Here is a 12184-nt window from a genome sequence, read left to right as displayed (position 1 = left end):
CGCACCGATCAGTCCGGACGGGGCCTGCCGCAGCGTTGCCGCGATCTGCCCGCCCAGTCGGCGAGCAGCCCGCGCGCGGCATCGTCGTCGAGCTGGTCCACGGCGATCTCGACCGCGCCCAGCGCCGTCGCCACGGCCTGGTCGAGCGTGGTGAGCAGAGCCTGGCCGCATGGTCCGAGCGCCGTGACGAAGGGGAGGACCGGGTCGGGGTCGCGCACGTCGTCCAGGACGATCAGAAGTTCCCGGCCGCCGAGCGCCGCCGCGAGCGCGACGTCGACCTCGCCGTCGCTCCCCGGCAGGTGGGCGCCGGGCGCGGCCAGCCGGAGCAGTTCCCGGGCCGTGGCAAGGGGCCGGAAGCCCGGCCCGCCCGCGAGCCAGGCCACCCCGTCGGAGAACACCCGGCGGGTGCGGACGGCGGAGGCGAACGCGGCGGCCAGCGTGCTCTTCCCGACCCCGGGCAGGCCGTACAGGGCGGTCACGCGGGGTGCCCGACCGGCGTCTTCGGGGCGCATCCGGTCCGGTAGGAGGGCGCTCGACAGATGTTCGAGCAGTTCGGGACGGTCCCGCGCGTGCGGCGGGCGGTGTGGGAGGTGGAAGCACGGCCCGAGCGGCCGCACCGGCTCGGCCAGCAGCCTGGCCAGCTCGGCCACGACCGCGTCGACGGTCCGCCGCCGCGCGTCGACCCCGTGGTAGTGGCGCAGTCGGTCGGGGAGATCGCGGAATGCGACCGCGTGCGCCACCGGCACGACGGGCTTGCCGATGTCGTCGGCGTATCCCCATTCCTGGGCGACGTATCCGGAGGACATGGCCGCCGGCCCGGCAAGCAGGATCAGCCGGTCACTGGTCTCGATCGCCTGCCGGATCTCCTGTCCGAAGGTGGTTCCGCAGTTGGGCATCGCCTCCCGGTCGAACCAGACCCGGCGTCCCGCCCGGTCGAGGCCGTCGACCAGGGCCTGCCTGAAGTCCGGGTCGTCGGCGCGGGCGTAGGACAGAAAAGCGTCGTACCGCCGCTCTGCCGCGAGACTTTCCCCCATATGCCCCATCGTCGCAGCCTGGCCGGCGGGCTGTCCCGGTCCTGACGGCGACGAGGGTGTTGTCCGCACGGCCGGGAAATTTGCAAAGCTAAACTTATCAGCTTAAACTGATTGAATGTCCAGAGAATCGGATGTCGATCAGGTTGCGACCACGCTTCGGCTGAGCATCGGGCTGCTGCTGCGACGGCTGCGCCAGGCGCAGCCCGCGGGCGAGCTGACGATGCCCGAGTCCTCGGCGCTGGTACGCCTCGAACGCGGCGGCCCGACCACCGCGGCCGCGCTCGCCAAGATCGAGCAGATCAGCCCGCAGTCGATGGGGGCGACGCTGGGCGCGCTCGAGGCCCGCGGCCTCGTCGAGCGGCGTCCCGACCCGCAGGACGGCAGGCGGGTGATCCTGTCGGCGACCGAAGCCGGCCTGCAGGCGCTGCGTGACAGGCGCGACGCGCGCACCGAACAGCTGGCGAAGGCGTTGTCGAGCGGCTTCACGCCCGCGGAGCTCGAACAGCTGATGGCGGCGGCGCCGTTGCTGGAGCGACTGGCGCAGAGCATTTGACGTCATCCCCCGCCTGAAGGCGGGGGATTCCCAACCTCACGGTTGGGTTTTCCTGCTTCTTCTCCCGAAGGGAGGTTCCGACAGATGCCGCGCCGACTACCGCCGGTCCGGTCTTACTCCGTCTCCACAGGCAGCAACCGCCAGCCCGGCGGCCAGAATGTTCCATGCCGCGTTCACATCCCGGTCGTGGACAGTGCCGCACGGCTGGCACGTCCACTCCCTGACGTTCAGCGGCTTCTTCCCGTCCCGGTACCCACATGCCGAACAGGTCTGCGACGACGGGAAAAATCTGTCGACCACAACCAGTTTGCGGCCGTACCAGTCGGCCTTGTACGCCAGCATCCGACGCATCTCGCCCCACGCCGCATCCGAGATCGCTCGGGCCAGCGAGTGGTTGCGGACCATACCCGCGACGTTCAGGTCCTCGATCACGATCGTTTGGTTTTCGCGAACGAGTCGAGTGGTGACCTTGTGCAAATGGTCACGGCGCCGATCGGCGATCCGCGCGTAGATACGGGCGACCTTCTCCCGGGCCTTGGCGCGGTTCTTCGAGCCCTTCGCCTTGTGGGCAAGCTCCCGCTGTGCGCGGGCGAGACGTTCCTGGTCGCGCCGCTCGTGCTTCGGGTTGCTGACCTTCTTGCCATCCGAGAGAGTCAGCAGCGCGGTGATGCCCGCATCGATGCCGACCACGGCGCCCGTCGGGGGCGGTTCGCTGACCGTCGTCTCGACAAGGACCGACACGTGCCAGCGGCCCGCCGGGTCGCGGGACACGGTCACCATCGACGGTTCGGCTCCGTCGGGAAGCGGCCGGGACCAGACGATGCCCAGCGGGGCGGTCATCTTCGCGAGGGTGAGCTGACCGTCGCGCCAACGGAACGCCGACCGGGTGTACTCGGCGGACGGCCGGGACTTCCGCTTCGACTTGAAGGTCGGGTAGGCGGCGCGTTTCGCCCAGAAGTTGCTGAACGCCGTCTGGAGATGGCGCAGCGTCTGCTGGAGCGGAACGGACGACACCTCGCTCAGGAAGGCAAGTTCCTCGGTCTTCTTCCAGCCGGTCAGCATCGCCGACGTCTCCACGTAGGAGACACGGCGCTGTTCCTGTTGCCAGGCCCGGGTGCGTTTCTCCAAGGCCAGGTTGTAGACCTTCCGGACGCATCCGAACGTCCGGTTCAACTCGTCGGCCTGTTCGGGAGTCGGGTAGAAGCGGTAGCGGTACGCCCGCTTCACCACTTTCGACCGACTCATGCTCACATTCTACGGTATCGCCGTGTGAAAGGCGGTCTGCCCGTGTCCGTATCGCTTCGCTGTTTTTTCCCCGCCCTAAAGGACGGGGTTTCCACGGCGGTTCCCCGATGACGGGGGTGGGGAACACGACACCGGCGAGCGGGCCACCGCGCGGCGATGGGCGGCCGTCCGCCGGGCAGGCGGTGGGGACGGCAGAGGCGGCAGAGGCTGCGAGGGCGGCCGGCCCCGGCGGGGACGACCGTTACAAATGGGTGGCCCTGGCGAACACGACCGCTGCCATGTTCATGGCGGGGCTCGACGGATCCATCGTCATCATCGCCATGCCGTCGATCTTCCGTGGCATCGGCCTGGAGCCGCTGGCGCTGGGCAACGTCGGCTACCTGCTGTGGATGATCATGGGGTACAGCCTCGTCCAGGCCGTGCTCGTCGTCAGCCTCGGTCGCCTCGGCGACATGTTCGGCCGGGTCAGGATCTACAACGCCGGTTTCGTGGTGTTCACCATCGCCTCCGTCCTGCTGTCGTTCGACCCCTTCGACGGCGGCCACGGGGCGCTGTGGCTGATCGTCTGGCGGATGCTGCAGGCGGTCGGCGGGTCCATGCTGATGGCGAACTCGGCCGCGATCCTCACCGACGCGTTCCCCGCCGATCGGCGCGGTTTCGCGTTGGGCATCAACCAGGTCGCCTTCCTGGCCGGCCAGTTCGTCGGTCTGGTCGCGGGCGGGGTGCTGGCGGCCCTGGACTGGCGGGCGGTGTTCTGGGTCAACGTGCCGGTCGGCATCTTCGGGACGCTGTGGGCGTACCGCAAGCTCCGGGACACCGGCCATCGGGGAGAGGGCGGGCGCCTCGACCGGTGGGGCAACATCACGTTCGCGGCGGGTCTGGGCACGATCCTGGTCGCCATCACCAAGGGCATCCAGCCGTACCGGGATCACACCATGGGCTGGCTGAACCCCACGGTCATCGCCATGATTGCCAGTGGTGTTCTGCTGCTCGTGGCGTTCGTCGTGATCGAATGCCGGGTCGCCGAGCCGATGTTCGAGCTCAGCCTGTTCCGGATCCGGCCCTTCATCGCCGGCAGCATGGCGGGGCTCGCCGTCTCCGTCGCCCGCGGCGGGCTACAGTTCATGATGATCATCTGGTTGCAGGGGATCTGGCTGCCCCTGCACGGCTTCGACTACCACGACACGCCCTTCTGGGCCGGGATCTACCTGCTTCCGCTGACCGTCGGCGTCATCGTCGCGGGCCCGGTGTCCGGGCTCCTCTCCGACCGGGTCGGTGCCCGCGGCCTCGCCAGCGCCGGGATGCTCGTCTTCGGCGGCAGCTTCGTCGGCCTGATGCTGCTGCCCGTGGACTTCCCCTACTGGGCCTTCGCGCTGCTGATCGCCGCGAACGGGGTCGGCGGCGGCATGTTCAGCGCCCCCAACTCGTCGTCCATCATGGGCAGTGTGCCCGCGCACCAGCGTGGTGTCGCCTCGGGGATGCGATCGACCTTCCAGAACGCCGGTACGACGTTGTCGATCGGGGTGTTCTTCTCACTCATGATCGTTGGTCTGGCGGGCAGTCTTCCGGACGCGCTGACCAGTGGCCTGCAACAGCAGGGCGTGTCGTCTGACAGCGCACGTGAGGTCGCCGGCCTGCCGCCGGTGTCGTCGCTGTTCGCGGCCATTCTCGGGGAGAACCCGATCGGGCATCTGCTGGCGTCCACCGGTGCGCTGTCCGCGCTCTCGCCCGAACACCAGCAGATTCTCACCGGCAGGGAGTTCTTCCCGAACCTGATATCGGCACCTTTCCATCACGGTCTCGTGGTGGTGTTCGCGATGGCCGCCGTCCTGTCGCTGCTCGCCGCGTGCGCGTCGTTGCTGCGCGGTGGCCGTCCCCTCCAGTCGGTGCCCGCGGGGCAGATACCGCTGCCCGCAACCGAGCCGTCACCGAACGGAACGTCGGCGACAGACGGGGGACTGCCGGTCGGTGCCCCGTCGGCTTCCTCGACTCCGTCGGCTCGGCCAGCTCCACCGACCCGATCGGCCTCGCCGGCCTCGCCGGTCTCCGGGGAGCGTGGACCCGGCACGGACAGCGGCTGACCGAGCGGGGCACTACCCGGGTGGCCTGTCGTGCCCGGACGCGTACCGCGCACAATCACCGGCATGAGCACAGCGGGGGTTGACAGCGTCATCGCGGCCCAGCGGCAGTGGTCCGTGGCTGCGGAGAAGGCGAAACAGCGGATTCGCCGGGGCCGACAGGCGACCCTCGGGCTGGGCGTGACCGGCACGCTCCTGGTGACCGCTGCCGCGCAGGTCGACGGGGGCGTGGGCCGGGTACTGGCGGGGCTGGCCGCGGCCGCCCTGGCCAGCGCGCCGATCGTGGCCGGCTTCTTCGCCGGGCCCAACCACATCAGGACCTGGACGCAGTTACGTTCGGTGGCCGAAGCGCTGAAGGCCGAGATCTACACCTGTCTGGCCGGTGTCGCCCCCTACCACGGCCCGCCGGACGAGCGGGACCGCTGCCTGCTGGACCGCGGCGAGGCGATCCAGCAGGCAGCCGACATACTGCCACCGGCGGCACTGGTCAGCGGTTCGTCGCCGTCCTGGCGGTGGCCGGAGATCGACAGCCTCGACTCCTATGTGACCCACCGGGTCGACGACCAGATCGACTACTACGAGTCGCAGGCTGCCGTCGCCGAACGGCGCACCGCCCAGTTCCAGGGGGCAGGGCTGGTCGCGAGCCTCGCAGCCACGGTGCTCGGCGCGTTGGAGGCGGCCACGGGCGGGGCGGCGGTCACCGCCTGGGCGCCGGCGATCACCATGGTGGGGGCGTCGGTGGGCTCGTACGCGGCCGCTTCGCGGTACGAGGACGACGCCCGCGCCTACAAGCAGACCGCCCGCCGGCTGCGCTTCCTGCGGGACCGGTGGCGGCTGCCCGCCCCGGCCGGCACCTTCGCCGCCGAACGGGCCCAGCGGGACGCCGCGTTCGTCACGGACTGCGAGGATGCTATTGCCGTCGAGAACCAGGCGTGGACGGCCCGCTGGAACGCCGACACCCCCGCACCACTCGCCGGCCCGGCCGAACAGCCTGCCTGACCGCTCGGGGCCGAGCGCTGGTCCCCGGTGTCGCTAAGGCCGGTCCCGACCAGATCCTCACAGTCGGTGCGGTAGAGTTGACGTCGGCTTCAGCACGCCTGTCGATAATGACCGGTACGTGCCCGCGAGGGCTGCCGGCCGGAGGCGGGACGGCGCGTGGCACGGCCGCGGCCTCGGCCTTCGTGGGGACGGCAGGGCTGTCGGGAGTCGGGACGCTCCGGGGCCGGCCCGGGCCAGGCCGGCCCGGCTCAGTTGAAGCTGGCGATGGCCTCCTTTTCGTCGTCGAAGGTCTCGAAGACGGCGAGCAGCTGGGTGATCGCCAGAAGGTCCTGGATCTTGCTGGGCAGGTTGACGAGCTTGACCCGGCCACCCCGGTTCGTGGCGGTGGTGTAGGAGCTGACGAGCTCGCCGATGCCGGAGCTGTCGATGCCGGTGATGTCGGCGAAGTTGAGCAGGAGGTTGTGGTGGCCGTCCTCCAGTTCGCGGCGGACCGCGTCGCGAAGCTGGATGGAGCCCCCGTCGATGAGGATCCTGCCGGAGAGGTCGAGGACGGTGACATCGCCGTCCTGGCGGCGGGCGACGGAGAGCTGGGACATCGTGGTGTCCTTTCTGAGCTGTTTGACCAGAAGCACATCGCATCCCGGCGGGTCGGGGCGGTGGATGACGCGAAGGGCGTCTACGCCGTGGGAGATGAGGGTCAGCCCACGGCCCGAAGGCGTGAGGTTCACCGGGGCGTCGGCGGCCGGGGTGGGGGTGAAGCCCGGGCCTCGGTCGCCGACGGTCACGGTGATCCGGTGTGCGTCATGGGTGAGGAGCAGGCGAACCGGAGTGCCCGGGTCGAGGCGGTTGCCGTGGATCACCGCGTTGGCCACGGCTTCCCGTACCGCCAGGCCGAGCCGGTACCGGTCGTCCTCGTCCAGGGCCGACGCCGCGGCCAGGCATCGGGCCCGCTCCTCGGCGACGGCGACACTGGCCAGGACGGACGGCAGCTCGAGGACCTCGCGTTCCATGTCCGCCTCCCGTCGTCCGTCCGTGGCTGCCGGCAATCAGGACGACCGTCGACAGTCGGGACAATAAGTAATTTGAATTTTACTCAGAGTTGCAAGAGGTGTCTGTTTGGATCATGCGTGTCGGCGTGTGCGGGCGCTTTCCGGCCGAGGGAGCACGCCGTCGAGCGCGGTTCGTGCGACGGGACACGGGTTCATGCGACGGTGAACGGTGAGAGGCCGTACCGGCTGGTGTGTGCCTGTCGATGTGGTTCTAGAGTCAGCGGGTATGGCCGTAACGGTGAGCGTGAACGCAGTCACGGATGTGCCGCTGGACGCGGATGAGCTGACCGTTCGCCCGAGGGCGCGGGAGACGACCGCCGATGTGCTCACCGTCCTGCAACTGTGCGCGGCCGGCAGGTTGCGGTGCAGTGAGAAGACGCAGCGGCCCGCGGCCGCGACCGTCACCGCTGTCGCCGGCGTCCTCACCGGCGGGGACTTCTACCGCGAGGAGCCGATCGCCGCGTTCGCGTGGCCGCTGCTGGTGCAGGCCGGTGGCCTGGCCGAGATCGTCGGTGGGCGGCTGCAACTGACCACGCGGGGCCGGAGCGCGCTGGCCAAACCCGCGGCGGAGACGGTCCGTCACCTCTGGCGGCGCTGGATCGGCCATGCCGTGATCGACGAGATGAGCCGGATCGACGAGATCAAGGGCCAGCGGTCGGCGCGGGCACTGACCGCGGCGAGCCCCCGGCGCAAGGCCGTCGCCGCGGCGCTTGCGGCCTGCCCGCCCGGGGAGTGGATCGCGGTGGACGAACTGTTCGCCCGGATGCGGCGCGACGGCCCTCCGTTCGCGGTGGCGCGTGACGCCTGGAAGCTGTACCTCGAGGATCCGCAGTACGGCAGCCTGGGATACGACGGGTTCCACGACTGGCCGCTGTTGGAGGGCCGATACACCCTGTGCCTGCTGTTCGAATATGCGGGGACGCTCGGCCTGTTCGATCTCGAATATGGTGATCCGGTCAACGCCCGCGACGACTTCCACGCTAACTGGGGCGCTGACGGACTGGATTTTCTCAGCCGTTACGACGGCCTGAGCGCGGTCCGGCTGAACGCGCTCGGCGCATATGTGTTCGGGCTGTCCGAACGGTACGAACCAGAACCGGAAGGCAATGGCGGGCCGGGTCTGGCACTCCAGGTCCTGCCCAATCTGGACATCGTGGTCACCAGTGAGCTGAAGCCCGCGGACGAGATTTTCCTGGACGCCTATGGGCAGCGCGCCTCGGACCGTGTCTGGTCGCTGAGCCTTGCGTCGCTGCTGGCCGCGGTCGACGCGGGTCGCCCGCTGGACGACGCGCGGCAGTTTCTGGACGATCATGCCGAGCATGCCGTACCGGCCACCGTGACCAGGCTTTTCGAGGATGCGGTGGCCCGGGCCGGCCAGTTGCGTGACCTCGGGCTCGCGCGAGTGGTCGAATGCGCCGACCCGGCGATGGCCGCTCTCATCACCGCCGACCGTAAACTCCGCCGATTCTGCCGGCCGGTGGGGGAGCGCCATATCGCCGTACCGGTCCAGCACGAGGCCGACTTCCGCACCGTCCTCCGGAAACTGGGCTATGTCATCCCCACCAGCCCAACGGAGTAACGTCCCACTTCGCGGCGCATGGCGGCCCGTGGCCATCGGTTCAGACCGTGCACGGTCTCCCGGTTGCGGATTTCCCGCAGCCCTGGTGCCAGCTCGGCCTCGGTGAGGCAGCGGAACCCGCATCGCGCGTAGTAAGGGGCATTCCACGGTACGTGTACGAACGTGGTGAGGGTCAGCGCTGGTATGGCCTCGGCAGCCGCGTGATCAGCGATGTGTTCGATCAGTGCCCGCCCCACCCCGCGGCGGGCGCTGTCCGGCCGCACCGATACCTGCTCGATGTGCATGTTGCCGTCGACGAGGTCCGTGATCAGGTAGGCGACCAGACGGCCGGTCCCGTCTGCGGTACCCCAGGCATGGCCGGCCCGCTGATAGAGCGCGAGTTCGTCGACGGTGAGCGGCTCGTCGTCGGCGATCTCGGGCATGCCGATGTCGCGGAACCACCGGCCAGCGGCACGCTCGATGTCCTGGAGCACTGACAGTTCCTCGAACCGGACCGGTCGGATGCGCACGGATTCATTGTCACCATCGTGGAAGATCCCTGCGCGAGCGGAGTCATGCCCTCCGGGTGCGGGGACCGATGCCACGACCGATGCCACGACCGATGCCACGACCGGTGCGGGGATGGCGGTGGCGCTGGGATAAAGTCCGGCGCCGTATGCGTGCGCCGTGTAGTTGATGGGCCGGCTGCCGGCGCGGGTGGCCTCTCCCCGCCGTGATCCGACCATGATCCGGGACGGCGCCCGGCGGTGGCCGTGATTCGGTGCATGGTGCATGGTGCATGGTGCGGGAGGCGGGTCAGTGGTGTCCGAAGAAGCCGGCGGACGATCCAGGGGAGAAGGCTTCGGGAAGGGCAGGGATTCCCTGGAAGTCGAGGAAGCCGGGGAAACCGAGGATGCCGGGGAGCGGGGAGAAGGCAGGTCTCGGGGAGAAGGCGGGTCCCGGAGGCGGGAAGGCTGGGGACGGCGACCCGTTCGCGGGCCTGATCCTTGACAACGACTTCGTCGCCGGGGCGACGGCCTACGAAGCGCCGGCGCGGACCCGGGCCGCCGTCGCCCGCTTCGGGCCACGACCGATCCGGGGCGGCCACGTTCATCGGGTGGGCCGCTCGGATCCCGCCGGCCACGTCGGTTCCGCAGTCGTGGGCTGGTCGCGGCCCTGGCCGTGGCCGGCGTCGGAATTCTGCTTGTGGCCGGTTACGCGGTCGTCCGCATGGGCGACGGTGCCGCATCGGCCGACACCACCGCCGCCGGCGGGCCGTCATCCTCCGCGAGCGCGAGCCCTGACCAGCCCGAGCTCAACAGGTGGTCGTTCGACCGTGGGCGCTGCTACATCTGGAATCAGGAGGATCGCATATCGGATGCGGACGAAGTGCCCTGTGCGTCACCACACCTGTTCGAGGCCGTCAGGAAGCTGGATATTGCCTCCGACTATCCTGCTGACAGCGCCTATCCGACCGAGACACAGTGGGATGAGATCAACGATCGTTACTGTAATCCGGTGGCGCGTGATTTCCTCGGCTATCCGCTCGACCCGTACGGTCGTTTCGCGAGTGGAATCGTCCGTCCCACCCGGTTCGGCTGGGAATCAGGTGACCGGGCATTGGTGTGGGCTGTCCGCCGCCACCAGCGTTGCCGCCCCGAATCGGTTTGTTCCCTTCACCGGTGTGGTCGAGGGCGCCGGCCAGGCACAGGTCTATCCCCCTGGAACGTGCCTGGAGCTGACGGCGACCGAAACCAAAGGTGAGATTCCCTGCGGTGCTTCCCACCAGGCGGAGGTCACCGGAACAGCCACCCTGCCCAACACCGCGGACAGCCAGCCTCCGTCCGATGCGGCCTTCGAGGAACTGGCCGGCTCGCGCTGCCAGGAGATGGCCAGCATCATCGATGGGCGCCGGTTGCCGAAGAAGATCGGCGCAATTTTGTCGTTTGTACGCTGACGCGGCCGAAAAGCATACAAAACAACAAAATTTCGCTGATCATGGTCTGGGTGGCGGATGCCCTCCAGGATGCGGCACAGCCCGGTGAGTACCGCGTTGAGGAACATCCCGCCGGAGAGCGCGACCTCTCCCAGGCCGTTGCGTACACGCAACGCGGCCGCGGTGGACACCACCGCGTCGGCCACCGCGCGGTGGAAGCGCGCCGCGATCACTGCCGCCACTGCCGCGCAGACCCCGGCCAGCACGTCGGCGGCCGCGGCCAGCACGTCGGAGGCTGCGGGGCCACCACCGGAGCCGCGTCGAGCTCACGGCCGCCGGGCCTGGATGTGAACGCGTACCTGCGGCCGTCCACATTGGCCTGAGCCGATGGGGAGGGAGCGGCGAGAGCTCCGTGACAGATATGCTCGAATGATGGATGTATCCGCCCTGGCCGGTGGCACGGTGACTGGGCGTGGCCGGGTGGACAAGCGGGAGGCGATTCTCGCCGCCGCGTTCGAGGTGTTCGCCCGCAAGGGGTACGAGGGTGCGAACGTCGATCTCATCGCGAGCGAGGCCGGGGTGGCCAAGCCGACCCTCTACAACCATCTTGGCAGCAAGGAGAAGCTGTTCCGGCTGGTGATGGTCGACGCGGCGGTCCGGGCGAACGCCCGCACCCTCGCCGTGCTCAGGAACTTCCCGACCGAGCCGGCCGACCTTGTCGGTGAGCTGGGTGCCGTCGCCGACGGGCTGGCGGCGTGCGTCTGCGACGAGCAGTCGGTGGCCGCCCGCCGTCTGATGTATATGGAGTCCGGTCGTTTCCCCGACCTGTTCCGGACGATGTGGGCCTCCGGCGAAGAGGTGATCGAGGCGTTGGCCGGCCGGATGGCCCGGCTGGCGCACGCCGGCTACCTGGAGATCATCGACCCCGCGACGGCCGCCACCCAGTTCGTCGGTCTCGTCCTGGGAGACCTGCCGCTGCTGACGGTCTTCGCCCCGGACACCGTGACCTCCGCCCACCGCGACCAGATCGCAGCCGCCGGCGTGGCCACCTTCCTACGCGCCTTCGCCCACCGCCCACCGAAGTGAACGGACGCCCTGTTCGCTGAACGTGTCCGTCCATCCGGGGCCTGCCGGGAGACACGTCGGGGTGGTATCACGTCCCGGCCCGGGCGCAGGTCTTCGGCGACCTCATCGAAACCGCCTACAACCTGCACCGCACGGAGCAGCCGGTGCGAACAGCAGAATATGCCGCGAGGCAGCCGGGATGCCCGCGGCGGATCGGTGACGGAAGGGGATTCCTCCATGACGTTTCAGGTGACGTTCGACTGCGCGGATCCCGTGGCGTTGTCGGCGTTCTGGGCCGAGGCGCTCAGTTATGAGGTCCAACCGCCGCCGCCGGGCTTCGACAGTTGGCCGGCGTTCCTCGCGGCGCAGGGCGTACCGCAGGAGCGGTGGAACTCGGCGGCGGCGATCGTCGATCCAGCCGGTGTGGGGCCACGGGTGTTCTTCCAGTGCGTTCCGGAACCGAAGACGGCAAAGAACCGCGTGCATCTGGACCTTCATTCCGGCGGCGGTCTTGACGTTCCCCTCGACGTACGGCGCGCGCGGACGGAGCAAGCCGCGGTTCGGCTGGAGAAGCTCGGCGCGACCAGGATCGAGGCCGTGGAGGAACTCGGCGTCTACTGGGTGGTGATGCGCGACCCGGAGGGAAACGAGTTCTGCGCCTGAGCAG

10 protein-coding genes and 2 pseudogenes are annotated in these 12184 nt (G+C 69.3%); 7 read left to right on the top strand and 5 right to left on the bottom strand.

What is annotated here, in order from left to right:
• Positions 1-8: 8 nt before the first annotated feature.
• Entirely contained in the window at positions 9-1034 is a 1026-nt protein-coding gene (locus tag FSYMDG_RS16900; protein WP_043603889.1) for a toll/interleukin-1 receptor domain-containing protein, read from the bottom strand.
• Between the two features lie 115 nt (positions 1035-1149).
• Between FSYMDG_RS16900 and FSYMDG_RS16895 the strand changes: the two genes are divergently transcribed.
• Positions 1150-1587: a MarR family winged helix-turn-helix transcriptional regulator gene (locus tag FSYMDG_RS16895; RefSeq protein ID WP_013874605.1), complete on the top strand. Its 438-nt coding sequence runs from the start codon at positions 1150-1152 to the stop codon at positions 1585-1587.
• 96 nt (positions 1588-1683) lie between these two features.
• Here the strand turns inward: FSYMDG_RS16895 and FSYMDG_RS16890 are convergent, their stop codons facing one another.
• Complete coding sequence (locus FSYMDG_RS16890) at positions 1684-2832, bottom strand: RNA-guided endonuclease InsQ/TnpB family protein (protein WP_043603885.1); 1149 nt, start codon at positions 2830-2832, stop codon at positions 1684-1686.
• A 107-nt stretch (positions 2833-2939) separates the two neighbouring features.
• Here FSYMDG_RS16890 and FSYMDG_RS16885 point away from each other — a divergent pair, with 107 nt between their 5' ends.
• The gene (locus tag FSYMDG_RS16885) at positions 2940-4913 is read left to right on the top strand and encodes an MFS transporter (protein WP_013874603.1); all 1974 of its coding nucleotides are present in this window, start codon (positions 2940-2942) and stop codon (positions 4911-4913) included.
• Between the two features lie 63 nt (positions 4914-4976).
• Entirely contained in the window at positions 4977-5909 is a 933-nt protein-coding gene (locus FSYMDG_RS16880) for a DUF4231 domain-containing protein (RefSeq protein ID WP_043603883.1), read from the top strand.
• A gap of 248 nt (positions 5910-6157) precedes the next feature.
• On the opposite strand, the gene FSYMDG_RS27575 is transcribed toward FSYMDG_RS16880, so the two are convergent.
• Positions 6158-6919 (bottom strand): ATP-binding protein, encoded by a 762-nt coding sequence (locus FSYMDG_RS27575; protein ID WP_013874601.1) that lies wholly within the window; start codon positions 6917-6919, stop codon positions 6158-6160.
• Between the two features lie 265 nt (positions 6920-7184).
• On the opposite strand from FSYMDG_RS27575, the gene FSYMDG_RS16865 reads away from it, so the two are divergent.
• Positions 7185-8537 carry a helicase-associated domain-containing protein gene (locus tag FSYMDG_RS16865; protein WP_013874600.1) on the top strand — a complete coding sequence of 451 codons (1353 nt, stop codon included), beginning with the start codon at positions 7185-7187 and terminating at the stop codon, positions 8535-8537.
• Here the strand turns inward: FSYMDG_RS16865 and FSYMDG_RS16860 are convergent.
• Positions 8507-9046: a GNAT family N-acetyltransferase gene (locus tag FSYMDG_RS16860; protein ID WP_043606872.1), complete on the bottom strand. Its 540-nt coding sequence runs from the start codon at positions 9044-9046 to the stop codon at positions 8507-8509. The two genes, FSYMDG_RS16865 and FSYMDG_RS16860, sit on opposite strands and share 31 nt — an antisense overlap.
• Before the next feature lie 700 nt (positions 9047-9746).
• Here FSYMDG_RS16860 and FSYMDG_RS30150 point away from each other — a divergent pair.
• Positions 9747-10473, top strand: a pseudogene (locus tag FSYMDG_RS30150) (septum formation family protein).
• 86 nt (positions 10474-10559) lie between these two features.
• Here the strand turns inward: FSYMDG_RS30150 and FSYMDG_RS30145 are convergent.
• Positions 10560-10685 (bottom strand): annotated as a pseudogene (locus FSYMDG_RS30145) (carbamoyltransferase HypF); the annotation flags it as partial.
• Positions 10686-10881: 196 nt separating this feature from the next.
• On the opposite strand from FSYMDG_RS30145, the gene FSYMDG_RS16845 reads away from it, so the two are divergent.
• Together FSYMDG_RS16845 and FSYMDG_RS16840 are read left to right on the top strand one after the other, a co-directional pair.
• Positions 10882-11538 (top strand): TetR/AcrR family transcriptional regulator, encoded by a 657-nt coding sequence (locus tag FSYMDG_RS16845; protein ID WP_131772746.1) that lies wholly within the window; start codon positions 10882-10884, stop codon positions 11536-11538.
• A 216-nt stretch (positions 11539-11754) separates the two neighbouring features.
• On the top strand, positions 11755-12180 hold the full coding sequence (locus FSYMDG_RS16840) for a VOC family protein (protein WP_013874596.1): 426 nt from the start codon (positions 11755-11757) through the stop codon (positions 12178-12180).
• The last annotated feature ends 4 nt before the right edge of the window (positions 12181-12184 follow it).

The organism is Candidatus Protofrankia datiscae, assembly GCF_000177615.2.
Classification (GTDB): domain Bacteria; phylum Actinomycetota; class Actinomycetes; order Frankiales; family Frankiaceae; genus Protofrankia; species Protofrankia coriariae.
The sequence above is the reverse complement of the archived record's forward strand: the minus strand, read 5'-3'. Positions and strand labels throughout refer to the sequence as shown.